Origin of the sequence: Kitasatospora sp. GP82 (assembly GCF_029892105.1) — a bacterium.
Taxonomy (GTDB): domain Bacteria; phylum Actinomycetota; class Actinomycetes; order Streptomycetales; family Streptomycetaceae; genus Kitasatospora.
This window is the reverse complement of sequence record NZ_JARZAJ010000001.1, coordinates 255,778-280,795: the sequence shown is the minus strand read 5'-3', so window position 1 is coordinate 280,795 and position 25,018 is coordinate 255,778. Positions and strand designations below refer to the sequence as shown.

The 25,018-nt window shown below is 71.6% G+C and carries 22 protein-coding genes and 1 tRNA gene; 9 read left to right on the top strand and 14 right to left on the bottom strand.

The genetic code is table 11. From position 1 onward, the window contains the following. Window positions 1–161: 161 nt before the first annotated feature. The 6 genes from P3T39_RS01210 to P3T39_RS01185 form a co-directional block, all read right to left on the bottom strand. Window positions 162–1,571 (bottom strand): HD domain-containing phosphohydrolase, encoded by a 1,410-nt coding sequence (locus P3T39_RS01210; RefSeq protein WP_280695323.1) that lies wholly within the window; start codon window positions 1,569–1,571, stop codon window positions 162–164. Further along, complete coding sequence (locus P3T39_RS01205; RefSeq protein ID WP_280695322.1) at window positions 1,568–3,004, bottom strand: HD-GYP domain-containing protein; 1,437 nt, start codon at window positions 3,002–3,004, stop codon at window positions 1,568–1,570. The genes P3T39_RS01210 and P3T39_RS01205 overlap by 4 nt, the downstream gene beginning before the upstream one ends. A 295-nt stretch (window positions 3,005–3,299) precedes the next feature. Continuing rightward, window positions 3,300–3,647 (bottom strand): mycothiol system anti-sigma-R factor, encoded by a 348-nt coding sequence (gene rsrA / locus P3T39_RS01200; RefSeq protein WP_280695321.1) that lies wholly within the window; start codon window positions 3,645–3,647, stop codon window positions 3,300–3,302. Next, window positions 3,644–4,282 carry a sigma-70 family RNA polymerase sigma factor gene (locus P3T39_RS01195; RefSeq protein WP_280695412.1) on the bottom strand — a complete coding sequence of 213 codons (639 nt, stop codon included), beginning with the start codon at window positions 4,280–4,282 and terminating at the stop codon, window positions 3,644–3,646. The genes rsrA and P3T39_RS01195 overlap by 4 nt, the downstream gene beginning before the upstream one ends. A gap of 332 nt (window positions 4,283–4,614) precedes the next feature. Continuing rightward, window positions 4,615–5,250: an alpha/beta family hydrolase gene (locus tag P3T39_RS01190; RefSeq protein WP_280695320.1), complete on the bottom strand. Its 636-nt coding sequence runs from the start codon at window positions 5,248–5,250 to the stop codon at window positions 4,615–4,617. A 76-nt stretch (window positions 5,251–5,326) separates the two neighbouring features. Further along, window positions 5,327–6,082, bottom strand: a complete 756-nt coding sequence (locus P3T39_RS01185; RefSeq protein WP_280695318.1) for an SOS response-associated peptidase — start codon at window positions 6,080–6,082, stop codon at window positions 5,327–5,329. A 145-nt stretch (window positions 6,083–6,227) separates the two neighbouring features. Here P3T39_RS01185 and P3T39_RS01180 point away from each other — a divergent pair, with 145 nt between their 5' ends. From P3T39_RS01180 to hisN, 5 genes are all read left to right on the top strand, one after another. Further along, window positions 6,228–6,932 (top strand): M50 family metallopeptidase, encoded by a 705-nt coding sequence (locus P3T39_RS01180; protein ID WP_280695316.1) that lies wholly within the window; start codon window positions 6,228–6,230, stop codon window positions 6,930–6,932. A 190-nt stretch (window positions 6,933–7,122) separates the two neighbouring features. Beyond that, complete coding sequence (gene aroA, locus P3T39_RS01175; protein WP_280695315.1) at window positions 7,123–8,442, top strand: 3-phosphoshikimate 1-carboxyvinyltransferase; 1,320 nt, start codon at window positions 7,123–7,125, stop codon at window positions 8,440–8,442. A gap of 15 nt (window positions 8,443–8,457) precedes the next feature. Then, entirely contained in the window at window positions 8,458–9,513 is a 1,056-nt protein-coding gene (rsgA, locus tag P3T39_RS01170) for a ribosome small subunit-dependent GTPase A (protein WP_280695314.1), read from the top strand. A 124-nt stretch (window positions 9,514–9,637) separates the two neighbouring features. Continuing rightward, a complete protein-coding gene (locus tag P3T39_RS01165) occupies window positions 9,638–9,961 on the top strand; it encodes a multidrug efflux SMR transporter (RefSeq protein WP_280695313.1) in 324 nt (107 codons plus the stop codon). Between the two features lie 75 nt (window positions 9,962–10,036). Continuing rightward, on the top strand, window positions 10,037–10,834 hold the full coding sequence (gene hisN, locus P3T39_RS01160) for a histidinol-phosphatase (protein ID WP_280695311.1): 798 nt from the start codon (window positions 10,037–10,039) through the stop codon (window positions 10,832–10,834). A gap of 73 nt (window positions 10,835–10,907) precedes the next feature. On the opposite strand, the gene P3T39_RS01155 is transcribed toward hisN, so the two are convergent. Further along, on the bottom strand, window positions 10,908–12,386 hold the full coding sequence (locus P3T39_RS01155) for a catalase (protein WP_280695310.1): 1,479 nt from the start codon (window positions 12,384–12,386) through the stop codon (window positions 10,908–10,910). Between the two features lie 104 nt (window positions 12,387–12,490). Between P3T39_RS01155 and P3T39_RS01150 the strand changes: the two genes are divergently transcribed. Continuing rightward, the gene (locus P3T39_RS01150; RefSeq protein WP_280695309.1) at window positions 12,491–12,907 is read left to right on the top strand and encodes a Fur family transcriptional regulator; all 417 of its coding nucleotides are present in this window, start codon (window positions 12,491–12,493) and stop codon (window positions 12,905–12,907) included. Window positions 12,908–13,018: 111 nt separating this feature from the next. Here P3T39_RS01150 and P3T39_RS01145 read toward each other — a convergent pair whose 3' ends face one another. From P3T39_RS01145 to P3T39_RS01135, 3 genes are all read right to left on the bottom strand, one after another. Then, window positions 13,019–15,058 (bottom strand): tetratricopeptide repeat protein, encoded by a 2,040-nt coding sequence (locus P3T39_RS01145; protein WP_280695308.1) that lies wholly within the window; start codon window positions 15,056–15,058, stop codon window positions 13,019–13,021. Between the two features lie 309 nt (window positions 15,059–15,367). Then, window positions 15,368–15,441 (bottom strand) — tRNA-Met (locus tag P3T39_RS01140). Window positions 15,442–15,509: 68 nt separating this feature from the next. Next, window positions 15,510–18,497 (bottom strand): UPF0182 family protein, encoded by a 2,988-nt coding sequence (locus P3T39_RS01135; protein ID WP_280695411.1) that lies wholly within the window; start codon window positions 18,495–18,497, stop codon window positions 15,510–15,512. Window positions 18,498–18,642: 145 nt separating this feature from the next. Between P3T39_RS01135 and P3T39_RS01130 the strand changes: the two genes are divergently transcribed. Then, window positions 18,643–19,206, top strand: coding sequence for a PPA1309 family protein (locus tag P3T39_RS01130; RefSeq protein WP_280695307.1), 564 nt, complete (start codon window positions 18,643–18,645; stop codon window positions 19,204–19,206). Window positions 19,207–19,278: 72 nt separating this feature from the next. On the opposite strand, the gene P3T39_RS01125 is transcribed toward P3T39_RS01130, so the two are convergent. The 4 genes from P3T39_RS01125 to P3T39_RS01110 all read right to left on the bottom strand — a co-directional run bounded on the left by P3T39_RS01125 (window position 19,279) and on the right by P3T39_RS01110 (window position 22,484). Further along, complete coding sequence (locus P3T39_RS01125; protein WP_280695306.1) at window positions 19,279–20,361, bottom strand: PDZ domain-containing protein; 1,083 nt, start codon at window positions 20,359–20,361, stop codon at window positions 19,279–19,281. 43 nt (window positions 20,362–20,404) lie between these two features. Beyond that, window positions 20,405–20,584, bottom strand: a complete 180-nt coding sequence (locus tag P3T39_RS01120; RefSeq protein WP_280695305.1) for a hypothetical protein — start codon at window positions 20,582–20,584, stop codon at window positions 20,405–20,407. Window positions 20,585–20,731: 147 nt separating this feature from the next. After that, window positions 20,732–21,172, bottom strand: a complete 441-nt coding sequence (locus P3T39_RS01115) for a molybdenum cofactor biosynthesis protein MoaE (RefSeq protein ID WP_280695304.1) — start codon at window positions 21,170–21,172, stop codon at window positions 20,732–20,734. 262 nt (window positions 21,173–21,434) lie between these two features. Beyond that, complete coding sequence (locus tag P3T39_RS01110; protein WP_280695410.1) at window positions 21,435–22,484, bottom strand: NAD-dependent epimerase/dehydratase family protein; 1,050 nt, start codon at window positions 22,482–22,484, stop codon at window positions 21,435–21,437. Between the two features lie 289 nt (window positions 22,485–22,773). Here P3T39_RS01110 and P3T39_RS01105 point away from each other — a divergent pair, with 289 nt between their 5' ends. Together P3T39_RS01105 and P3T39_RS01100 are read left to right on the top strand one after the other, a co-directional pair. After that, complete coding sequence (locus P3T39_RS01105; protein ID WP_280695409.1) at window positions 22,774–24,378, top strand: zinc-dependent metalloprotease; 1,605 nt, start codon at window positions 22,774–22,776, stop codon at window positions 24,376–24,378. Then, a complete protein-coding gene (locus P3T39_RS01100) occupies window positions 24,375–24,962 on the top strand; it encodes an NUDIX hydrolase (protein WP_280695302.1) in 588 nt (195 codons plus the stop codon). Before P3T39_RS01105 ends, P3T39_RS01100 begins: the two co-directional genes overlap by 4 nt. The last annotated feature ends 56 nt before the right edge of the window (window positions 24,963–25,018 follow it).

Here is a 25,018-nt window from a genome sequence, read left to right as displayed (position 1 = left end):
CGTCCATTCAGTCAATTCCACGGCCCTGGCACGTCAACCCTGCACCGCCCAACCAGGCCACCGCGCGCCTGCGGTGCACTCTTCCTGTGCCGACCACCGCGCGCCAGCCATGCACTGTCCGCGGGCGCGGGGCGTGCATGGCTGACGGCCCACTCGGTGCCCTACGACGGCGCATGGCCTCTCGTGCAGTTTCCCGCACCCCCGAGGGGGTTGCCCGGCTGCCATTGCTCGCCTCGGCGGGCGAGGCCGGCCAGGGTCTCGACCACCTTCGGGTCGTAGCTGTGGCCGCGTTCCAGCCGCAGCAGTTCGAGCGCCTCCAGCCACCCGGCCGCCTCCGGCAGGCCCCGGTTGCGGGCGTGGGTGAGCAGCTCGTCGTGGGCGTTGGCGACCCGGATGATCCGTGCGGCCAGCGGCAGCTCCCGGTCGTACGAGCCGTCCGGGAGGCGGTACGGATCGGCCAGCCTGGCGACCTGCTGGGCGACCTGCCGCGGGACGCCGGTCTGCCGGATCACCTCGCTGCCCAGCCTGGCGATCCGCTGCTGTTCCGGCTGCGGGAGCCGGGCGGTCGCGCCGCACGGCACCGGCTCGACCAGCGAGAGCTGACCGATGTCGTGCATCAGCGCGGCGTACTCCAGCAGGACGAGATGACGGGTGCCGAAGCCGAGCGCGCGGCCCAGGGCACAGGCGGTGTCGGCGACCCGGCGGGCGTGCCCCGCCGGGGTGTAACCGGCCACCTCCGTGGCGCGGGCCAGCGTCTCGATGGTCTGGTTGGTGGTGGCCCGGACGGCGGCCGCACGGCGGAAGGAAGCCTGCGCGAGCAGCAGCGGGACGCAGAACAGCGGTAGCACCCAGAGCCCCATCTCGGCCGCCAGCAGGCTGATCAGCATGCCGGTCGCGACGATCGCCGAGCCGATGCCGAGCAGTGATCGCAGCTCGTCCTCGAGCGCGGCGGCGAACCGCAGGCCCGCCCTGGCCCGGTGCAGCCCGGCGGCCAGGGTCGCGTCACAGAGCGCGGCGAGGGCGGCCACGCCGCTCACGAACAGCCCGTACGCGGGTCCGGTGCAGTCGGCCCGGTCGAGCGCACCGCTGTCGTAGAGCGGCTGGAAGAGGGTGGCCGCGAAGGCGACGGTGAGCAGTCGGCGGGCGACCGCGTCCACCCGGGCCGGTCCCGGTGCCCGGAACGGTGGTACGACGCCGGCAAGGAACCCGAGCCCGGCCACCGCGACCACCTGGAGTACACCGTGCGTGGTCGGCATTCCCCGCAACGGGCCGAGCAGGGCGTACGCGAGGGCCACGGCGGTGCCGATCGGAGCCTGCTCACGGTCACCCGGAAGGGTGACCCTGACCCGCTCGCCGACCGCGATCACCCCCGCGAAGGCGAGTGCGGCCCCGGGTTCGGCCGGCCCGTCGCGCAGCAGCTCGCCGAACCCGGCCAACAGCAGTACGGCGGCCGCCAGTTGGACCGTCCGCACCCACACCGCGGCGGCCCCGACGACCCCGCCACTGCCCCACCCCTGCTGCCCGGCCCGGCCCCCCGGGGCCTCTGTCCTTGCCGCCTCTGCCCCGCTCACCGGGGGCCGCCCGTACGCGCCGTCCGCGCCGCGCGCCCCTTCGCCGCGACCGGTCTGGCAGGCTCGGGAACGCCGAGCGGAATGTCCGGCACCTCCCCCGCCCACCCGCCGGGCGGCGGCAGGACGGGCTCCCAGCCGTACTCCGCGACCGCGGCGATCAGCGCTCGGACCATCACCGGATCGAACTGGCTGCCCGCGCAGCGCTCCAGCTCGGCGACGGCCTCCGAGACCGGTCGCCCGCGCCGGTAGGAACGGGTGGAGGTCATCGAGTCGAAGGCGTCCGCGACCGAGATGATCCGGGCGAACTCGGGAATCCGGTCCCCGGACAGACCGCTTGGGTAGCCGCGCCCGTCCAGCCGCTCGTGGTGGTGCAGGATCCCGGCCCTGCCCTCCTCGCCGAGGAAGGCGATGTCCCGGACCAGCTCGTGACCGAAGACCGGGTGCACCTCCACGGCCCCCCGTTCCTCCTCGCTCAGTGGACCGTTTCTGCGCAACAGCTCCGTCGCCACCCCCAGCTTGCCCACGTCGTGCAGGGTTCCGGCGAAGTGCAGGGTGCGCAGCCGTTCCTCGGCCATCCCGAGCTGCCGGGCGATCAGCAGCGCCGCCTGGCCGACCCGTTCACTGTGGCCCCTGGTGTACGCGTCCTTGATCTCCACGGCCTGCACCAACGCCCGGACGGCGGTCTGGTGCGCTGTCCGCTCCCGGTGTCCCTGGGCGAAGACCCAGGCGGAGATGGTGAACGGCAGCAGCGCCAGCACCGCCGCGAAGGCGCCGTACGGCCCACGCCACAGCACCGCGACCATCAGCCCGCCGGCTCCGGGCACAAGTGCGGCCAGTACGGTGCCGACCGGCCCGCGCAGCGCGGCGCCCGGCCGGGGCCGACCCGTCGGACGAGGCTCGGCAAGCCTCCGCATCCCGGCCACCAGGGCGCTGTTGACCAGGCAGAACGCCGTTATGGCGGCCAGCGCAGGAAGCAGTGCCGCCGGGCACTGCAAGCCGAGCAGCAGCCGCGGACCGCCCAGCAGGTGGAAGACCACCCCGGCCGTGTACGCCGAGACGGCCAGCTGGGCGGCGTTCCACAGTCGGCGCAGCGCCCGGGGGCGTTCGGCGTATCCGGAGAGCGCCGCCGGGAGGGCGACCAGGGCGGCGGCGGCCGGAGGCAGCATCAGGACCCCGGCGAACAGCACCGGGAAGAAGGCCAGCCCGGCCGGGTGCACCGGCTTGACCGGCTGGGTCGGCCTGCGGAGCAAGGTCCGCCAGAAGCGGAAGCAGGGGGTCGGCAGGCCCTGCGCCAGGCCGTCCCAGCAGGTGTGCAGAAAGGCCAGCAGGGCGACCCCCGGCCAGTCCACCGGTCCGCCCAGCCAGCCGGCCGGGCCGGCTGGCGGCAGCGCAAGGGTCAGCAGGCCGGCCGCGGCGACGGCCAGCACCGCCACGATGTAGCAGACGGTGCGCCACCCGGCGCACCGGTTCTCCTGAAAGCGGGGCGCCGCCCTGCCTGGCAGGACGGCGCCTCGGCACTCACCGGCGATCTCCGCCTCCCCGCCATGGCCACAGTTCCGCTGGGACCACCCGGGTTTGAGGGTCCGCCAGAGGAGAATAGGGCCCTGCCCCGAAGCTCGGAGGCGGGAAAACGCAATGCCCCGGTCAACGCAGCGTCAGCTCACTCGAACGAGTGAGGTGGTGAATCGACGCTCCGTACCCGACCGCGACAGCTCCGGCGGCTGACGGCTAATCGGACGCTGCGAGCGTGCTCGCCGCGCCGTGGCCCGCGGTGTCCTCCGCCGTGACCTCGGCGACCGGGCGCGACTCGCCGGAGCGCTGCCCGGAGCGGATGCTGTCGATCCGGGCGAGCACCTTGCCGCGCAGGTCGGCGGGGGTGTCGTCGCAGCCGCAGGAGCGCTTGATCAGTGCCTTGATGGCCTGTTCGAGCCCGTACTTCTCCAAGCAGGGCGAGCACTCCTCGAAGTGCACCCGCAACTTGGCGCAGTCGCCCTCGGCCATCTCGTTGTCGAGGAATTCGTAGAGGTGGTCGAGGACCTCGCCACACTCGGTGTCGTGCGGATCGCCGCAGCTCATGAGCCCGCGCCCTTCGCTTCCTGCCCTGCTCCGCTACCCGCCGGAACGAGCCCGCGCTCACGGGCGTAGTCCTCCAGCATGCCGCGCAACTGGCGGCGGCCCCGGTGCAGTCGGGACATCACCGTACCGATGGGTGTACCCATGATGTCCGCGATCTCCTTGTACGCAAACCCCTCCACATCCGCGAGATAGACCGCGATCCGGAACTCCTCCGGGATGGCCTGGAGGGCGTCCTTCACATCGCTGTCCGGGAGGTGGTCGAGCGCCTGTGCCTCGGCCGAACGCAGACCGGTCGACATGTGCGACTCAGCCCGGGCCAGCTGCCAGTCCTCGATCTCCTCGGCGGCGGTGCGCTGGGGCTCGCGCTGCTTCTTGCGGTAGGAGTTGATGAAGGTGTTGGTGAGGATCCGGTACAGCCACGCCTTGAGGTTGGTGCCCTCGCGGAACTGGTGGAAGGACGCGTACGCCTTGGCGAACGCCTCCTGGAGCAGATCCTCGGCGTCGGCAGGGTTACGGGTCATCCGCAGCGCGGCGGAGTACATCGGATCGAGGTAGCCCAGGGCGTCGCGCTCGAAGCGCTCCCGCCGGGCCCCCTCGGTCTCGTTCTCCGACACCCGGAAGGTGTCCTCGCCGATCGCCTCGGCCAGTTCGTCACCCGTGAGAACCTCGCTCACCGGCAGCACCTCGCCCGGCTCGGCCTCGTCCTCGGTCCCGACGACCGGACCCACCTCCTCGGCTTTGCGGGCACGACCCACGGCGGGCCCACCCGACAGCGAGGATATCGGGCTCACGGGCTTCTCGCTCGTGACAAGCCAGTCCGACCAGACCGGCAGCGCGGCATCCATCGCCGCCCGCTCGTCCGGCCGCTCGGGGCATGCGATCGAACCCATGTGCGCTGCCTTTCCACGGGACTCATCTGCTGACGGAGGTGTTAACCAGAGCACTCCGCCCGGCATTCCCAGCAGTCTCAGAAGAGTGACAGGACCCAGTCACCCACCGTCGTGGTGATCAGCTCCAGCGCCTCCTCCTGGCCGTACGGGGCCCGCTTGGGGACGGCGAAGCCGTGGTTCCCGTACGGCACGGCGACCAGTCCGTGGCCGGACGGGAGGGCGGGGAACTCCTCGGGGGTGCCGAAGGTGTCCTTCTCACCCTGGATCACCAGGGTCGGCCGGCCGGAGGCGAGCAGCTCCTCGGCACGGCTCTTCTCCGGCTTGCCCGGCGGATGCAGGGGGAAGGCCAGCGCCAGCGCGGCGACCGCGCCCACCGCCACCGCCGTCCGGCAGGCCACCCGAGCTCCGGCGCTGCGCCCGCCGACCACCAACGGCGGTCCGTCACCGGCGAGTTCGGCCATCACCGGGAGCCAGCCGACGTCCAGGGTCTTCGGTGCGGGCGCGACCTTCCTGCCCGCCACCCGCCAGGGCTGCTCGACCAGCGCGACCGCGATCCCGCGCGCCGGAAGGCTGCCGGCGAGAGCCTGCAGGTCGATCGCCTCGATGCCGCCACCGGCGCCGTGGCCGAGCGCGAGCAGCGCCTTCGGACGGCCGGCGGCCGGGTACCGGGTGATCCGGGCCTCCCCGGCAGGGGTGGGGACGAGGGTCTGCACGGCGGCTCCAGGAACTCGGAAGATCGACTTCGACTCTGTCACATCCACTCGGGAACCCCCCGGGAACCACCCGGGATCAGAACAGCATCGTCCCGTCGTTTCCGGTCTCCGAGAGCGGCTTGAGCAACTCCGGTCCGTTGTTGCGGATATTGCCGACCGCCGCCGAGACCGGGACGGCCTGCAACGCGCCCGGCGGGGGCGCGACAAGCAGCGGCCGCAACTCCTCGGGTTCGCCGATGGCCGGGTCCAGCCAGGCGTCGAAGTCGGAGGGGTCGAGGAAGAGCGGCATCCGCTCGTGGATCGGGGCCAGGGCGGGTTCGGCCTCGGTGGTGACGATGGTGCAGGTGACCAGCCACCCCAGGGGGTCGTCGGCCGGGCGGGTGCGGTCCCGCCAGAACTCGTACAGCCCGGCCAGGGCGAGCAGTCGGCCGTCGACCCGGCTCACGAGGAAGGGCTGCTTGCGCGGCTTGCCCTTCTCGCCGGATATGGTCTGCCACTCGTAGTAGCCGTCGACCGGGAGCAGGCAGCGGCGGGAGGCGAAGGCCTGGCGGTAGGCGGGCTTCTCGTGCACCGTGTCGGCCCGCGCGTTGATCATCTTCACCGCAGTCTCGGCCGACCTGGACCAGGACGGCACCAGGCCCCAGCGCAGTACGCGCAACTGGCGCACCGGCTCACGCTCTCCCTTGGGGGCGCGGTCCAGCACCGCGTACGCCGAGTCGGTGGGCGCCACGTTCCAGCTCGGCGCGATGGTCTCGGCCGGATCCCACTGCTGGACACCGAAGATCTCGACCAGGTCCTCGGGCTTGGTGGTGGAGGCGAAACGTCCGCACATGCCGCCAGCTTGCCATGCGCCCCCGCCCGGCTGTGCCCCATCTCACCCACCAGAACCGCGGAGTACCGCAGGGCCGTCCTGCCATGGGAGGCTGCCCACTCGGTTCCGGAGCGGCAGGGCTCGCGACGACCACGGAAGGCAGGGCATGGACAGCACATACGTATGGCACCTGGTGGTCGGCTCCCAGCCGGGGCCGCCGAGCTGGGTCGCCCCGGCCACGGCGGCGGTGGCCCTGCTCGCGGTACTGCTGCGCCCGATCTGGCGGTTCAGCCGCAACGTGGTGACCATCGCGCACGAGGGCGGTCACGGCCTGGCCGCCGTCCTCACCCGGCGCAGGCTGGCCGGGATCCGGCTGCACTCGGACACCTCGGGCCTGACCATCTCCTCCGGTCCGCCGACCGGCCCCGGCATGATCCTCACCGCCGCCTCCGGATACACCGCCCCGCCGCTGCTCGGCCTCGGCGGCGCCGCCCTGCTCTCCGGGCAGCACATCGCGCAGCTGCTGTGGATCGGGATCGTCCTGCTGGCCGCCCTCCTGATCATGGTGCGAAACGCCTTCGGACTGCTCTCGGTGGTGCTCACCGGCGCGGCCTTCGTGCTGATCTCCTGGTACGGCGGCGGGCAGTTGCAGGCGGTCTTCGCGTATCTGGGCGTGTGGTTCCTGCTGTTCGCCGGGGTGCGGCCGGTGGTCGAGCTCCAGGTCAAGCGGCGGCGCGGCGAGGCCCCCGACTCCGACGCGGACCAGCTGGCCAGGCTGACCGGGGTGGCCGGAGTCCTCTGGGTGACCCTCTTCCTGGTCATCGCCCTCTCCTGCCTTCTCGCCGGCGGCACCTGGCTGATGTCCCGCTGAACCCCTCAGCGCAGGTGGTGAACCGTTGGCGGCGCGGGGCTCTGAAGAACTGCCCCTTGCCCCGGAGGGTTGCCGCTCGCCCCCTGGGGCGGCGCGCGGCCACCACGCCTTGAGCATGTCTTCGCAGAACGCACGTCCGCCATTCGAATAGGAACGAAGCCCTGATTACCCGGGCCCCTAGACTTGGCACATGACCGAAGCCCTGTGGCCCGCCCCCGTTGCGACCACCGCCGTCGACGCGACCGTCACCATCCCCGGCTCCAAGTCGGCGACCAACCGCGCCCTGGTGCTGGCGGCCCTGGCCGACGGCCCCGGCTGGGTGCGCCGCCCGCTGCGCAGCCGCGACTCCCAGCTGATGGCGGACGGCCTGCGGGCGCTCGGCGTGGGCATCGAGGAGACGGTCAACACCGCCAGCGGCGGCACCGGCGGCGGCGAGGCCTGGCGGGTCATCCCGGCCGGTCGGCTGCTCGGCCCTGCCCAGGTGGACGTCGGCAACGCCGGTACGGTCATGCGCTTCCTCCCCCCGCTCGCGGTGCTGGCCGACGGCCTGGTGCACTTCGACGGCGACCCGCGCTCGTACGAGCGGCCGCAGCACGGCGTGATCAACGCCCTGCGCGCGCTCGGCGCCCGGATCGACGACGGCGGGCGCGGCGGCTTCCCCCTCACCGTGCACGGCTCCGGCGCGCTGGACGGCGGCTCGGTCGAGCTGGACGCGTCCTCCTCCTCCCAGTTCATCTCCGCCCTGCTTCTCTCCGGTGCCCGCTACAACAACGGCGTGGAGATCCGGAACATCGGCGGCAGTGTCCCCTCTCTCCCGCACATCCGGATGACCGTGGACATGGTCCGCAAGGCCGGTGCCCAGGTGGACGCGCCGGAGGACGGCGGCGAGAAGGACGTCTGGCGGGTCACCCCGGGCGCGCTGATCGGCCGCGACCTCGTCGTCGAGCCGGATCTGTCGAACGCCGCGCCGTTCTTCGCCGCCGCGCTGGTCACCGGCGGCCGGGTGACCGTCCGCGACTGGCCCAAGCACACCTACCAGCCGGGCGACCAGCTGCGCGAGATCTACTCCCTGATGGGCGGCAGCTGCCGTTTCACCGACGACGGCCTGGAGTTCTCCGGCACCGGCCGGATCCACGGCATCGAGGTGGACCTGCACGACGTCGGCGAGCTGACCCCGGTGATCGCGGCCGTCGCCGCGCTGGCCGACTCCGAGTCCCACCTGTACGGCATCGCCCACCTGCGGATGCACGAGACCGACCGCCTGGCCGCGCTGGCCAAGGAGATCAACGACCTCGGCGGCGATGTCACCGAGACCGAGGACGGCCTGCGGATCCGTCCGCGCCCGCTGCACGGCGGCGTCTTCCACACCTACGAGGACCATCGCCTGGCCACCGCCGCCGCGGTGCTCGGCCTCGCCGTCGAGGGAGTCCGGGTGGAGAACGTGGCGACCACGGCCAAGACCCTGCCCGACTTCCCGCAGATGTGGGCCGACCTACTGGGTCAGGGCTAAGGGGAGTACTGCACCATGCGCCGTTACGGTAAGGACGCCGACGAGGACGACATCCGCAACCGCCCGGGCCGCAAGGGCTCCCGGCCACGGACGCGGATCCGGCCCAAGCACGAGGACGCCGCCGAGGCGATGATCCTCACGGTGGACCGGGGTCGGCTCACCTGCCTGGTGGACGCCGGGACCAAGCAGGAGCGCGAGGTCGTCGCCATGAAGGCCCGTGAACTGGGCCGCAAGGGCGTCGTCGTCGGCGATGTCGTCAACGTGGTCGGCGACCTCTCCGGCGAACCCGACACCCTGGCCCGGATCGTCCGGGTCGAGGAGCGCACCTCGGTGCTGCGCCGCACCGCGGACGACGACGACCCGTACGAGCGGATCGTCGTCGCCAACGCCGAGCAGCTGGCCATCGTCACCGCGCTGGCCGACCCGGAGCCCAGGCCCCGGCTGATCGACCGCTGCCTGGTCGCCGCCTACGACGCGGGCATGGAGCCGCTGCTGGTGCTCACCAAGGCCGACCTGGCCTCGGCCGAGCCACTGCTGGAGTCCTACGCGCCGCTGGGCATCCGCTACGTGGTCACCCGGCGGGACGAGCTGGCCGACGCCGGGGCCGAGGCCGTCCGTGAGCACCTGCGCGGGCGCGCCACCGTCTTCATCGGGCACTCGGGCGTCGGCAAGACCACCCTGGTCAACGCACTGGTACCGCAGCACCAGCGGACGACCGGTCATGTGAACGCGGTGACCGGACGCGGGCGGCACACCACCGTCTCGGCGCTGGCCCTGCGGCTGCCCCCGCCGCCGGGCGCCAAGCCGGGCTCGAAGAAGGCGCTCAACCCGGGCTGGGTGATCGACACCCCGGGCTTCCGCTCCTTCGGCCTCTCGCACATCGACCCGTCCCGGGTGATCCACGCCTTCCCCGACCTGGAGCCGGGCACCACCGACTGCCCGCGCGCCTGCAGCCACGACGAACCCGACTGCGCGCTGGACACCTGGGTCACCGACGGCCACGCCGAGCCCGCCCGCCTCTACTCGCTGCGCCGTCTGCTCGCCACCCGCGAGACCCGCGAGGGCGACTGACACTCTTGACGGGGCGATCGGCAGTGCCCTCGGGGGCGCCCCGACTGCCCCGAGAACGTGTCGGACGGCCCGCGCGTGGTGATCATAGGAAGGTCAGTCCTCGACGCGGCAGGGAGTCAGCTCGATGGCATGGGCCTTGGTGATCATCGCCGGTCTGCTGGAGACCGGCTTCGCCATCAACCTCAAGCTGAGCGACGGCTTCACCAAGCTCTGGCCCACCATCGGCTTCGCCTGCTTCGCGCTCGGCAGCTTCGGTCTGCTCACCCTCTCCCTCAAGTCACTGCCGGTGGGCAGCGCCTACGCGGTCTGGACCGGCATCGGCGCGGCCGGAACGGCGATCTACGGCATGATCTGGCTGAACGAGTCGACCTCGGTACTCAAACTGGTCTCGATCACCCTGGTGATCGCGGGCGTGGTCGGCCTCCAGCTGAGCGGCAGCGGCCACTGAGCGGCCTCCGCCGAGGCGCGTCCCGCTGTGCGAGCCGCACGGACGCACCCCATGACGGCTCGATAGTGTTCGAGCATGGCCGACTACCACGATGACCTCCGCCTCGCCCATGTCCTCGCCGACTCGGCCGACTCCATCACCATGGAGCGCTTCAAGGCGCTGGACCTCCAGATCGAGACCAAGCCCGACCTGACGCCCGTGAGCGATGCCGACAAGGCCGCCGAGGAGCTGGTGCGCAGCGTGCTGCAGCGGGCCAGGCCGCGGGACGCCGTGCTGGGCGAGGAGTTCGGCCTGCTGGGCTCGGGCCCGCGCCGCTGGGTGATCGACCCGATCGACGGGACCAAGAACTACGTCCGGGGCGTGCCGGTCTGGGCCACCCTGATCGCGCTCCTTGAGGAGGGCCCGGACGGCGAGCAGGAGCCGGTGGTCGGCATCGTCTCCGCCCCTGCACTGAACCGCCGCTGGTGGGCGGCCAAGGGTCTGGGCGCGTTCGCCGGACGCAGTCTGGCCAAGGCGAGCCGGATCGAGGTGTCCAAGGTCCCCCGGATCGAGGACTCCTCGCTGTCGTACTCCTCGCTCAGCGGCTGGGAGGAGCGCGGACGGCTCGACGCCTTCCTGGACCTCACCCGCTCCTGCTGGCGCACCCGGGCGTTCGGCGACTTCTGGTCGTACATGATGGTCGCCGAGGGCGCGGTGGACATCGCGGCCGAGCCGGAGCTGAGCCTGTGGGACATGGCGGCCCCGTGCGTCATCGTCCAGGAGGCGGGCGGCCGTTTCACCGGCCTGGACGGCATCGACGGCGTGAGCGGTGCGGACGCGGTGGCCTCCAACGGCCTGCTGCACGACGAGGCACTGCGCCGGCTGAGCGTCTGACCGTCCGCTGTGTGGGTGCGGGCCCTGGGACCAGTACGAAGCTGGTCCCAGGGCCCGCGGCCTAGGGGTCGGGCTACTTCTGCTTGCGGAGCTCGCGCACCGCGTTCTCCAGGCGCCGGCCGTAGTCGGCGTCGGCCTTGCGGAAGTTGTCGACCGCCCGCTCGACGATGTCGTCGCGGTCGGCCGAGACCTTGGCGATGAAGCCGGCCAGGTTGGCGATCAGGCGCTGCTTCTCGTCCTCGGAGAAGAGGCGGTAGAGGTTGCCCGCCTGCACGAAGTCGCTGTCCTCGGCGTGCGAGGGGGCGACGTGGGTGCCGGTGCCGCCGGTGACCGGGACGGCGGACCAGAGCGGGCGGCCGGTCTCGACGGGGCCGCCGAAGCTGTTGGGCTCGTAGTTCTTCTGGCGGCCGTGGCGGCCGTCGTAGAGGTAGCCGTCACGGCTGTTGGTGCGCGCCTCGGTGGCGTGCGGGCGGTTCACCGGCAGGTGGTCGGCGTTGATGCCGACGCGGTAGCGGTGGGCGTCCGCGTAGGCGAACAGGCGGCCCTGGAGCATCTTGTCGGGCGACGGGCCGATGCCGGGGACGAAGTGCGCCGGGGAGAAGATCGACTGCTCGACCTCGGCGAAGACGTTCTCCGGGTTGCGGTTGAGCTCCAGCTTGCCGATCTCGATCGGCGGGTAGTCCTCGTGCGGCCAGACCTTGGTCAGGTCGAACGGGTTGAAGCGGTACTGCGCGGCGTCGGCGGCCGGCATGATCTGCACCTGGACGGTCCAGCTCGGGAACTCGCCGCGCTCGATCGCCTCGCGCAGGTCGCGCTGGTGGCTGTCCGGGTCCTCACCGGCAAGCGTGTTGGCCTCGTCCTGGGTGAGGTTCTTGATGCCCTGGTCGGTCTTGAAGTGGTACTTGACCCAGAAGTACTCGCCGGCCTCGTTCTGCCACTGGTACGTGTGCGAGCCGTAGCCGTTGAGGTGACGGTAGGAGGCCGGGATGCCGCGGTCACCGAAGAGCCAGGTCACCTGGTGGGTGGACTCGGGCGACAGACCCCAGAAGTCCCAGACGTTGTCCGCCTCCTGCGAGCCGGTGTACGGGTCGCGCTTCTGGGTGTGGATGAAGTCGGGGAACTTGATGGCGTCCTTGATGAAGAACACCGGGGTGTTGTTGCCGACGAGGTCGTAGTTGCCGTCCTCGGTGTAGAACTTCAGCGCGAAGCCGCGCGGGTCGCGGACGGCGTCGGCCGAGCCGAGGTTGCCGGCCACGGTGGAGAAGCGCAGGAAGGTCTCGGTCTGCTTGCCGATCTCCGAGAGGAACTTGGCCCGGGTGTAGGCCGTGACGTCGGCGGTCACGGTGAAGGTGCCGTACGCGGCGGCGCCACGGGCGTGCACCACGCGCTCCGGGATGCGCTCGCGGTTGAAGTGGGCGAGCTTCTCGAAGAGCAGCTGGTCCTGGATCAGGGCCGGGCCGCCTATGCCGGCGGTCTCGGTGTTCTGGTTGTCCGCGACGGGGGCACCGGCCTCCGTGGTCAGAGTGGGCCGCAGCTCGTCCTGGGTCGTCATGGAAGTGCCTCCGCGTTATCCGGTCGTGACAGACTCGATCCTAGCCTGGACTTTGTCTAAGTCAATACTGGAACCAACTTCGGAATGTGCCCTACCCTGTTTCCATGAGTGACCTGCTGGAACGACTTCGCGGACGTGGGTGGCGCCTGACCTCGCAGCGCCGGGTCGTGGCCGAGGTCCTCAACGGCGACCATGTGCACCTGACCGCCGACGAGGTGCACGCGCGGGCGGTGCAGCGGCTTCCCGAGATCAGCCGCGCCACCGTCTACAACACCCTCGGCGAACTGGTGACACTCGGCGAGGTGCTGGAGGTCAGCACCGACGGCCGCGCCAAGCGGTACGACCCCAATGCACACCACGCCCATCAGCACCTGATCTGCTCCGGCTGCGGCGCCATCCGCGACGTCCACCCCCAGGGTGATCCAATCGCGGCCCTCCCCGCCACCGAACGCTTCGGCTTTGTCATCTCGGGCGCCGAGGTCACCTACCGCGGCCTCTGCCCCGACTGCGCAAGGCCCTGAGCGGGTAGCCCCTCGGGGCAAAGGGTGAGCCCTTCAGCAGGAGCAAGGGTGAACCTTCAGGGGCGCGGGACTCTGCTGAAGAGCTCAGCCTTGGCACTGGAGGCTCAGAGCTCAGGCGCTGAGTTCCGAATGCAGTGCGCCCAGCAGGCGCGCCGCACGCTCGGCGACCTCGGCGGGGCCGTACTCCGTGGCGCGTCGGCAGTAGGTTTCGGCCTGCAGGGGCTCGCCACGGCGAAGGGCCAGGAGGGCGAGGCGCAGTGCCGCGCGTCCGTGGCCCGCGTCGGCGGCCCGGGTGTACCAGAGCATCGCCTCGGCCTCGCTGTCCTGACGGGCCAGCAGCAGCCCCAGGTTGAAGGCCGCGCTGCGGCTGCCCGCCTCGGCCGCCCGCCGGTACCAGCTCTCCGCGATCTGCAGCGCACCCCGCTCGGCCGCCCGGACGCCCATCCGCACCTGCGCCCGCCGGTGGCCCGCATCGGCGGCCACCGCGTACCAGTGCTCGGCCTCCGCGTCCGCGTCGCCACGCCTGTCCAGCAGCGAGGCCAGCCGGAACGCACCCTCGGCCGAACCGCCCGAGGCCGCCTGCCGGTAGCGCTCCAGAGCACCCGTCAGGTTGCCGCGCTGCTCCTGCGCAACCGCCAGCTGGAGGGCAGCCTCGCCGTGGCCCTCGGCAGCGGCGCGCGCGTACCACTCGTGCGCCTGCTGCTGCTCTCCACGCCCGGCGTGCAGGACGCCCAGGTTGAAGGCGCCGTCCACGCTGCCCGCCTCGGCTGCCTTGGAGAACCAGGGCTCGGCCCCCGACTCGTCGCCCCGCTGGAGCAGCACCACGGCCAGCGCGTTGCACGCCTCCCGGTGCCCGGCGTACGCGGCGCGCCGGTACCACTGCTCGGCCTGCGCCTCGCGGCCCGCGCCGGCGCAGAGCAGGCCCAGGTTGAAGGCGCCGTTGTGGTCGCCCGCATCCATCGCGGCGCGGTACCAGCGCTCGGCCTCGGCCGCCTCGCCCCGGCTCGCGTGCAGCGCGCCGAGCGCGTTGGCGGCCATGCCGTCCCCGGCCTCGGCGGCCTCCTGCCACCACTCGGCGGCGGCGGTGAGATCGCCTGCGTCCCGCAGCAGGAAGCCCAGCGCACAGGCCGCCCTGGGCTCGCCGTTCTGCGCACCCTGCCGGTACCAGCGGGCTGCCTCGTCCGCACAGGCCGGATCCTCGCCGGCCCGCTCCTCCAGCAGCACGCCGAGCCGCAGCGCGGCACGGGCGTGGCTGCGGGCGGCGGCAGTGCGGTACCAGGTCTCGGCGGTCTCCTTGTCGCCCGCCGCCTCCCGCATCCGGGCCAGCCGGTAGGCGGCCTCGCGGTGGCCCGCGTCGGCCGCGGCCCTGAACCAGCGCTCGGCCCGGACGTCGCGCCGATGCTCCATCAGATCGCCCAGCGCGTAGGCCCCGAGCGGGTGTCCGTTCTCCGCGGCGAAGTGCAGCCAGTACTCGGCCGCCTCCTCCTCGCCCTGGTCGCGCAGCTGGAGGCCGAGCGCGTGCGCGGCCGGTGCGCTGCCCGCGACGGCGGCCTGCCGCCACCACTGGGCGGCCTCGGCGCGGTGGCCGCGCTGGTGCAGCAGCACCCCGAGGTTGTTGGCGGCGGCGCGCAGCCCGGCGGCCGCCGCGCTGCGCAGGTAGGGCTCGGCGTCCTCCAGGTCGCCCCGGCGTAGCAGCAGCGCACCGAGCTGGCTGGCGGCGTTGGCGTCGCCCGCGTCGGCGGCCTGGCGGTGCCTGGACTCCAGTGCGGCCTGCTCGCGGGCGGCCAGCGCGGACTCGAAGCTCGCCTCGTCGTCCCGGTCCGGTCCGGCCACGGAGGCGCTCCCGCCACCGTACGGGCCGATGGCGTCGAGCAGTTGCCGGGCGGAGACATGCACCAGCCGCTCCGGCCCGTACCCCGGTTCGAGGCCGGCCGGTCCTGTCAGGCTGTTGGTGCGCTGGGTGGGCAGCGCCCGCTGGGTGTCCTCGGGACCGATAGCCCATGCCTCGGTGTCGGCATCCCTGGGCGGCTCGCCTGCGCCGTCGAGGCCGATGTCGTTGGTACTGATGCCTTCGGTACTGATGCCCTTGGTGCTGGTGCCCTTGGCCGGGGTGGGCCTCGCTCCCGGATCGTTCCTGCCGATCAGCTTCATGCCGACTCCCGCTCCCCCAGAGTGCTGCGGCATCCGCCGGGGGCACGCCGGATCGGACGGTCCGTCAACCGCCGCCCTGCGTCCCCCGTGTGGTCCATCGTCGCATCACCCGCAACCCGCGTACACCTGCTCCGGCCGTTTTTGGCGGAGCGGGCCGAAGCCCGGCGAGATTGCTTCAGCGCTTTGTCGATTTCCCGACACTTGAGCCCCACAAACCCCAACCACGCATAGTACCGGAGCAGGCCGACACGCCGTGCGGACATGCAGAAGGCCCGGCAGATTAATCTGCCGGGCCTTCTGGCTATCGAGTAGCGGGGACAGGATTTGAACCTGCGACCTCTGGGTTATGAGCCCAGCGAGCTACCGAGCTGCTCCACCCCGCGTCGTTGTGTCTCAACCGTAGCACGGTGGCGGGATGGAACAGAAATCGGCTACTCGGCAGGACCGCAGGTCAGGGGCTGGCCGAGGCCGAGGGTGAGGGCGCCGGGGTGGCACCGCCGGTCTTCGGCTCGGCGGCGGCCATCCGGTTCAGCGCGTCCTGGAGAGCCTTCTGGGCGTCGCCGTACCTGGCCCAGTCGCCGCTCTTCATCGCGTTCTGGCTGTCCGTGAACGCCTGCTGCGCGTCCTGGATGGCCTTGTCCAGCGCCGGGTTGCCGGTACCGGTTCCAGTGGCACCGGGGCTGGGCGGGGTGGTCGGGGCCGTCGTACCGGGCGTCGTGGTGCCCGGTGTGGTGCCCGGCGCGGTCGGGGTGGTGGGGGCGGTCGGAGTGGCGGGGGCGGTCGGAGTGGTGGGAACACCGCTGATCGCAGCGCCGAAGACCTTCTTCAGCGCGTCGTCCAAGGTGTTCTCGAACGCCACGTTGTCCTTGCCGTACACCGCGAGCACCTTCTGCAGCACCGGATACTTGGCGGCTCGTCCGCGGACGTACACCGGCTCGACGTTGAGCAGGCCGCCACCGACCGGCAGGGTCAGCAGGTTGCCGTACTCGACGTCGGAGTCGCCGCCGTTCTTCAAGATGTTGAGCTGGCGGGCGACTTCGGGGTCCGAGTTGAACTTGGACTGCGCCAGGTTCGGGCCGAGGGTGCCGGTGTCTCCGGGCACCTTGAGGATGCGGATCCTGCCGTACTCGGGGCCCGGGTCGGCACTCACCGCCATGAAGGCCGCCAGGTTGTCGCGCTTGCTCGGCACGAAGGACGTGGTCAGCGAGAAGCTGGCCGAGGCCGCGTCCGGCATCCGGACCGTCAGGTAGTACGGCGGCTGGACGTCACCGGTGTTGGTGGTCGGGTCGGCCGGGACCTGCCAGATGTCGGTGCCGTTGAAGAAGGAGTTGGCATCCGTCATGTGGTACATGCCGAGCAGGTCGCGCTGCACCTTGAACAGGTCCTGCGGGTAACGCAGGTGCGGCATCAGGGTGCTGGGGATCGCACTCCTTGGCTCGACCGTGCCGGGGAAGGCCTTCATCCAGGTCTTCAGCACCGGGTCGCTGTCGTCCCACTGGTAGAGCGTCACCTCGCCGGTGTACGCGTCCACCGTGGCCTTCACCGAGTTGCGGATGTAGTTGACCGTGTTGGCGGCGGTGAGCGTGCGGCCGCGCTGCCCGGTCAGCGAGTCCTTGGTGACGTCGCCCAGGGTGGTCTTGGAGGAGAACGGGTACCCGTCGGAGGTGGTGTAGCCGTCCAGCACCCACACCAACCTGCCGTCCTGCACCACCGGGTACGGGTCGGCGTCGATGGAGAGCCAGGGGGCGACCTTCTCGACCCGCTCCTTGGGGGTCCGGTCGTAGATCACCTTGGCGCCGTCGGTGATGGCGCCCGAGTAGAGGATCTGCGGCTCGGAGAACTTCACGGCGTAGGCGGCCCGGGTGACCGGGTTGTTCAGCGAGACGCCGCTGCCGCCGGTGTACTGGTACGCCTTGTCGCCACCGGCGTCGGTGCTGTAGTCGATCTCCTGGTTGGAGCCGCCGACGATCGAGTACTGGGGGCTCTTCTCGCCGTAGTAGACCCGCTGCTGGTAGTCCCCGAGCGCGCCGGAGGTCGGCAGGCCCGACTCGGTGAAGACCGGCTGGCCCTGGCCGTTGACCTGGTTCCCCTTGGCCGCGACGACACCGTAGCCATGGGTGTACTTGAAGTGGTCGTTGATCCAGTTCCGCTGCTGGACACCGCTCAGATCCAGCTCACGCACGCCGATCACGGTGTCCTGGGCCCCGGTGCCCGTGCCGTAGCGGTCGACGCTCAGCGACTTCGGGAAGGCGTAGTACGAGCGCTGCTGCTCGATCTGCTGGAACGCCGGCGAGACGACGTTCGGGTCCAGCAGCCGGATGTCCGCGATGGTCTGCGCGTCCGGCTTGAGCGCGTCCTGGGTGGTCGAGTCCTTGGGTGTGTACTGCTGGCTCTCGCTGTTCGCGATGCCGTACGCCTGCCTGGTGGCGTCGATGTTCTTCTGGATGTACGGCGTCTCCTTGGCCTGCTCGTTCGGCTTGACCTGGAACTGCTGCACGATCGCCGGGTAGAGCCCGCCGATCAGCACCGCCGAGAGCGCCATCAGACCGAAGCCGATCAGGGCCGGGGCCCAGGTGCGGCGGATCGGCGTCAGGAAGAAGAGCACCGCGCAGATGATCGCGACGAAGAACAGGATGGTCTTCGCCGGCAGATAGGCGTTGGCGTCCACGTAGCGCAGGCCGGTCCAGCCGTCCACGCCCTTGTAGGCGCCCGACTTCACCGCGAGCGCATACCGGTCGAGCCAGTACGCGACCGCCTTGAGCAGCACGAACACACCGAGCAGCACAGCCAGATGGCCCTGCGCACCCGCGCTCGCCCGCCGTCCGGGACCCTGCAGGCGCAGGCCGCCGTACAGGTAGTGGACCAGCACCGAGGCCAGCAGCGAGACGATCACGGCGCTGAAGGCGAAGCCGAGCAGGAACTCGTACCAGGGCAGCGAGAAGGCGTAGAAGGCGACGTCCAGGTGGAACTGGCTGTCCTTCTCGCCGAACGGCGTCTGGTTGGTCCACAGCAGCCAGGTGCGCCACTGCCCCGCCGCCGCCGCACCCGCGATCAGGCCGATCACCAGCGAGACGGCCAGCAGCAGCCAGCGCTTGTACGGTGCCACCCCCATCCGGTAGCGGTCCAGGCTCTGCTGCTCGACCGACATCGCCGAGAGCGGCGGCCGCAGCCGGTACGCCAGCCAGAGGTTGACGCCCACGACAACGGCCATCAGCAGGCCGAAGACCGCGAACAGGCCGATCTTCGCCCACAGTTGGGTACTGAAGACCGAGGCGTAGCTGACCGACTTGAACCAGAGCCAGTCCGTCCACAGACCGGCGAACATGACGAACAGCAGGAGCAGCGCCGCGAGCACCGCGGCCGTCAGCAGCAGGACACGCACCCGGCGCGAGGGTGGGCCGACTCTGGCTCGGAAACCCGGTCCTGGTCGGTCCGGCATCTGGAACACCAAGGTGGCACCTCTGCTGTGTCGTGGGTGAGCGGGGCAGTCCTTCATGCAACTTAATCGGTGTTTACCTGAGTTCCCACGGTCCGCTACCCGGTCGTGCGCGGGGTGGACGACTCGCGCATGTGAGGATTGGGACATGTCCGATGTAAGCCACACCCTGTCCGGCGACGGCCGTCCGCCGGCCGCCACCCCGCTCACCCGCGCCGCCCTGGAGATCGACGAGTACGCGGCAACGCTCGGCTGGGACCTCCCGGCCCGGCTGTTCGCGCTGGTCGACAGTGCCCAGCTGCGCAGGACCGACCCGGGGCTGGCCAAGCAGCTCGGCCTGGCCGACCAGGAGGAGCCGGGTCTGACCCCGGTCGAGCAGGACGAGCTGCCCGCCGGAATGGAGCTGGACAAGTTCCTCGGCACCATCGCCTGGCCGGACATGGTGGCCGGCTGCGCGCTGGTGGTCGAGCGGCTGATGCTGCCGCCGAATGCCGAGCAGTCCCGCCCCAAGAACGCCACCGAGGCCCAGCTGGCCGACTGGGTGGCCAACCACCCGGACCGTCAGGAGGTGCGGATCACCGCCGCCGTCCTGCGGGACGGCAAGAAGGAGATCGCCCTGCGCCTGCGGTCCAAGGACGTCGCCCGCGAGGTGCTGACCGGCCCCGACCTGGTGCCGGGGCTCACCGAGGCACTGCTGGCGACCTTCTCCTGACCGACGGTCGGGGCCCGCCCGGCCGACCCGGGCGCGTGATTCACCTCGGGGCGGTGCAACCGGCCCCGAGGGTCACTTGCTGCAGGACGGCAGCGCCGCGGTCTGACCGGCCTTGATCTCGCCCAGGGCCTTCAGCGCGTCGGCCAGCGTGTCCACCTTGATCAGCCGCAGGCCGCTGGGCGTGTTCCCGGCGGCCTCGGCGCAGTTGTCGGACGGCGTGAAGAAGTACTCGGCGCCCTTGTCGCGGGCGGCGATCAGCTTCATCGAGATGCCGCCGATCGGGCCGACCTTGCCGTCGTCGCTGATCGTGCCCGTCCCGGCGATGAACTTGCCGCCGGTCAGGTCGGCGGGGGTGAGCTTGTCGATGATGCCGAGCGAGAACATCAGACCGGCACTCGGTCCGCCGACGTCCTGCAAGCCGATGTCGATCTTGAACGGGTAGGTGTGGGTCACCCCGGGGCCGATCCCGACGATCGCCCGGTCGGTGCCGTCCGTCGCCTTGGCGGTGGTGATGGCGACCTTGCGCTCGTCCGCCGGATTCGGCGTGGCACCGTCCTTGCCGTGCGTGACCACGGTGAACTCGACCGCGTCACCGGGCTTGTGCTTGGTCACCTGCTGGGCGACCTGCGCCTGCGAGGTGATCTGCGTGCCGTCCACCGCCACGATCTGGTCGCCGGCGTGCAGCTTGCCGTCGGAGGGGCTGCCCGCCACCACCGTGGAGACCACCACCTCGGTGGTGACCGGGATGCCCAGCTGGGCGAGCGCGGCGGTCTTGGCACTGTCCTCGGAGGAGGCGAACTCCTCGGCGTTCTGGTCCCGCGCCTGCTGGTCGGTCTGCCCCTCGGGGTAGACGTTCTCGTGCGGCACCACCAGCACGTCGTCGCGCAGCCAGCCGGCCACCATCGAGACCAGGCTGGGCTGGTACTTCGCCCCGGTCACCTGGACGGTGGTCATATTGAGATGCCCGCTGGTCGGGTAGGTCTGGTGCCCGGTGATGCTGATCACCGGCTGCCCTGTGTCGTCCTGCGTCCCCAGCGTGTTGTACGTCGGCCCCGGGCTCATCTCGGTGTACGGCACCTTCATCAGCACGGAGGCGCACATCAGTGCTATGAGCATCAGGGTCGCGGCGAGCATCGTCGCAGAGCGGCGTGGCATGGCACGACAGTACGGGACGAGGGTGACGGCGCGCCCCCCAGGGCTACTGCCCGTTGCTCTCGGACGCAGCCGTACTGCGCTCCATCGCCGCGCGAAAACGCTGATGCTCTGCCAGCGAGGCCGGGTCACCGGTCGCCCTGGGCGCACGGGCCGCCCAGCTCGCCCAGATCATGGCGACGACTGCGGCGACAACGGGGATGATCAACCAGGCGAGCGCAGCCATATCCGTACTCCCAGCTCGTCGTGTCTATGAGCAGATTAACCATCCCGGCGGACAACGTCGGCGGCGCCGTCCGGGTTACGGGGATCGGTTTCCTGTCATCACTCGGGGGGACGCCCGGGAGCAGCAGGCGTCCTAACGGGTGAACGCTCAGCAGGAGCCCGCGCCCACCCACTCCTCCTCGCCGTCGCTGAAGACCTGGTGCTTCCAGATCGGCACCTCGTGCTTGAGGTCGTCGATCAGCCGCCGGGCCGCCGCGAAGGCCTCGCCGCGGTGCGGGCAGGAGACGGCGACGATCACCGCCTTGTCGGTGATCTCCAGCCGGCCGATCCGGTGCACCGCCGCCAGCGCCCGCACCGGGAAGTCGGCGACGATCTTCTCGGCGATCCGGCGCATCTCCCGCTCGGCGGTCGGGTGGGCGCTGTACTCCAGCGCGGCGACCGACTTGCCGCCGTCGTGGTCGCGCACCGTCCCCACGAAGACCGTGGTGCCGCCGGCCGCGTCGTCACCGACGGCCTCGTAGACCTCGTCCAGCGAGAGCGGGGTCTCACGGATGGCGAGCAGACGGATGGGGTCGCGGTTCTCGGTCATAGTCCCCATGATTCCTCATCCGGGGCGGGATTCAGCAAGGGTCTTCCGCATCACGATTGGGAAATTTCGCAATGCGGTATCGCCTGTGGCGCGGTTCGCCCCCACGGGCAACCCGACCGGCCACCGGCCACCAAGGGCGCAGCATGGCTGATCGGGCAACCACGACACTCCGAGGTGCGCGGCCGGTCGCGCACGCGGTCGATCAACCAGCGCCGCGCACCCCCGAAGAACTTCCCGATTGCGCCGCGGCGGAGGCCGCGCCTCAGATCCGGCGGCGCTTGCGGGCCCGGCGGACCAGGGCTGCCGTACCGACCAGGGCCACCGTCGCACCGGCCGCACCCAGGCTGGTCGCCGCCTCCTTGCCGCCGAGCCGACGGCCCGCCACCGCGTGCTTGCCCGAGACCTGCTCCAGCAGTTCGGCCAGCACCTCCTCGTTGCCGAAGAGCGGGCGCCAGCCCGCCTCGTGCAGACGGCTGCCGGAGACCACCCACGGGTACATCGTGTACGCAAGATCGCCCGCCGGGGCCGGGGTCAGGCCCAGCCGGTGCAACCGGGCCGCCGTACCGAGCGCCAGCGAGGCCGGGAGCTCCATCCGGCGAATGCCCGACAGCTCCTCGACGTCCTCCTGCTCCAGCCAGCCGTCACAGCCGACCGTCACCTCGCCCTCGACCAGGCCGAGTGCCGCGTACTCCAGCGCCGAGGCCAGGTCGTCCACGTGGCAGAACTGCCAGCACGGCCGCGAACCCGCCACCACCAGCAGCCGGGGAGCCTCGAAGTGCCTGGTCAGCACGGTGTCCACGCCGGGTCCCACGACAACCGCCGGCCGCATCACCGTCACCTGAAGGCCCGGGTGGGCACGCGGCGCCCGCCGGGCCAGACGCTCGATCTCCAGCAGGTCGCCGACCAGCGACGCCTCTTCCGTGGCCCGCAACTCGGAGTCCTCGGCCAGCGGCACCTCGTTGTCCGGCAGCGCGCCGTAGACCATCGCCGAGGTGCAGAGCACCACCCGGCCGACCCCGGCCGCCGCCGCGGCGGTCACTACCGTCTGCGCGCCCCGCACGTTGTACGCGCTGCGCGCCCGGGGGTCGGACTCCATCCCGAGGTCCATGGCCAGGTGCACCACCACGTCCACCCCTGCCAGCCGCTCGGCCACCGCAGGGTCACGGACGTCCAGCACCCGCCAGTGCACCCCGGGCACCTCACCGCGCCGGTCGTCCAGCGCCAGCACCTTGCGTACGTGCGGCGAGGCCACCAAGCGCGCGGCGACACGCTCGCCGAGCACCCCGGCGGCACCCGTGACGGCCACGGTCAGTGGTCGTCCGCCGTAGGCTGGAGACGGCGAACCCGCGGCAGCTGGGGCGTCCTCACCTCCGGTCAGCCCAGAGCGAACGTCCGAAGACGGGGAACTCACCGGCCATCCTCCACGGTTAGCTTATGTGCGTACGTACGAGTGTCACGTACCGACCATCCTGCCCGAGGCACGGGCCCGGCGGTGCACCCGGCACGGCCCGGGTCGCCGAGCCGCTGCTTCGCACCCCGTGCTCGGGCCCGCACCTCCCCGCCACACCACCCGCGTGACGGCCGACCAGATCGAGGACCCCGTGAGCGACCTCCCCTTCGGATTCGCCGTTCCGCCCGAGGAGCCCGAGGACGGCAAGGGCCAGCCCGACAAGGATGAGCGCGGTCAGGACAGGCCGGAGCAGGGCAAGCAGGACGACGCGGCCAAGAGCCCGGAATCCGGTTCCGGCGCGACGCCGCCGCCCTTCGGCTTCGGCGGGGCCAACCCGCTGGGCGCCCTGTTCGGCATGGGCGGGATGGGCCTGCCCGGCGGCCCCGGTGGCCAGGGCGGTGCGGACAACCCGTTCGGTGCGATGCTCGGTGGGCTCAACCCCAACGACCTGGGCGCCGCCTTCCAGCAGCTCGGCCAGATGCTCTCCTTCGACGGCGGCCCGGTGAACTGGGACCTGGCCAAGGACATCGCCCGGCAGACCGTCGTCGCCGAGCCCGCCGAGGGCAAGAGCAAGGACCGCTCGGTCGGCAGCGCCGAGCGCTCTGCCGTCGAGGAGTCGATCCGCCTCGCCGACCTCTGGCTGGACTCCGCCACCGAGTTCCCCTCCGGTGCGAGCACGGCCGTGGCCTGGAGCCGCGCCGAGTGGATCGAGGCCACCCTGCCGGTCTGGAAGGACCTGGTCGACCCGGTCGCCGAGCGGGTCGCGGGCGCCATGGGCGGCGTGCTGCCCGAGGAGATGCAGGCCATGGCCGGGCCGCTGATGGGCATGATGCGCTCGATGGGCGGCGCGATGTTCGGCACCCAGATCGGGCAGGCGCTCGGCGCGCTGGCCGCCGAGGTGGTCGGCTCCACCGACGTCGGCCTGCCGCTCGCCCCGGCCGGGAAGGCCGCGCTGCTGCCGCAGAACGTCGCCGAGTTCGGCGAGGGCCTGAGCGTCCCGGCCGAGGAGGTCCGGCTCTACCTCGCCCTGCGCGAGGCCGCCCACCAGCGGCTCTTCGCCCATGTCCCGTGGCTGCGGGCACACCTGTTCGGCGCGGTCGAGGCGTACGCGCGCGGCATCAAGGTGGACACCACGCGGATGGAGGAGCTGGCAGGCCAGCTCGACCCGAGCAACCCCGAGGCGCTTCAGGAGGCCCTCGCGGGCGGCCTGCTCCAGCCCGAGGACACCCCCGAGCAGAAGGCCGCACTGGCCCGCCTGGAGACCGCCCTCGCCCTGGTCGAGGGCTGGGTGGACGCGGTGGTGCACGCCGCCGCCGAGCCGCACCTGCCGCAGGCCGGTGCACTGCGCGAGACGGTACGCCGCCGCCGCGCCGCCGGTGGGCCCGCCGAGCAGACCTTCGCCACCCTGGTCGGCCTGGAACTGCGCCCGCGCCGCCTGCGGGACGCCTCCCGGCTGTGGGCCTCGCTGGCCGACGCGCGCGGGATCGAGGGCCGGGACGCGCTCTGGGAGCACCCCGACATGCTGCCCACCGCCGCCGACCTGGACGACCCCGACGGTTTCGTCCACCAGAGCGCCCACGGCACCGTCGAGGGCGGCTTCGACTTCGACGCACTCGACAAGCTGCTCGGCGAGGCCGCGGCGGGCGGTCACGGCACCGGGCAGCCGGGCGCGCAGGAGTCCGGCAAGAACCCGGGCAAGGACTCGGGTGAGGACTCCGGCAAGGACGGCAAGGGCGAGGGCGAGACCAAGGCATGACACTGATCGACACGGCCGGCACCGGCCTGCACTCCGACGCCGTCCGTGCCCTGGCGGGTTGGTCCGTCACCGACGCCGACCAGGAGCAGCTCCGGCGGGACTACCTCGGCCACCTGGCCGAGCAGCCGGACGGCCTCTACCGCAGCTGCCTGCCCGCGCACATCACCGCCAGCGCCGTGGTGGTCGACCCGGCCGCCGGGCGGGTGCTGCTGACCCTGCATCCCAAGGTCGGCATCTGGCTGCAGATGGGCGGCCACTGCGAGCCGAGCGACGCCACGCTGGCCGACGCGGCGCTGCGCGAGGCCACCGAGGAGTCCGGTATCCAGGGCCTCCGACTGCTCTGCGTGGACGGCGTGCCGACGCCGGTCAAGCTGGACCGGCACCTGGTGCGCTGCACGGGCAAGGACCAACCGGAGAACACCCATCTCGACGTCCAGTACGTCGCGCTGGCCCCGGCCGGCGCCGAGGCGCTGATCAGCGAGGAGTCGCTCGACCTGCGCTGGTTCGACTACGACCGCCTGCCTGAGCTGACGGACGTCTCCGTCCGGGAGCTGGTCGCACTGGCGCGGCAACTGACCGCCTGAGCACCGGCTGCACCCCTTGGGGGCGCGGGGCCGACGTCGTGCCCGAGACCGCCGGA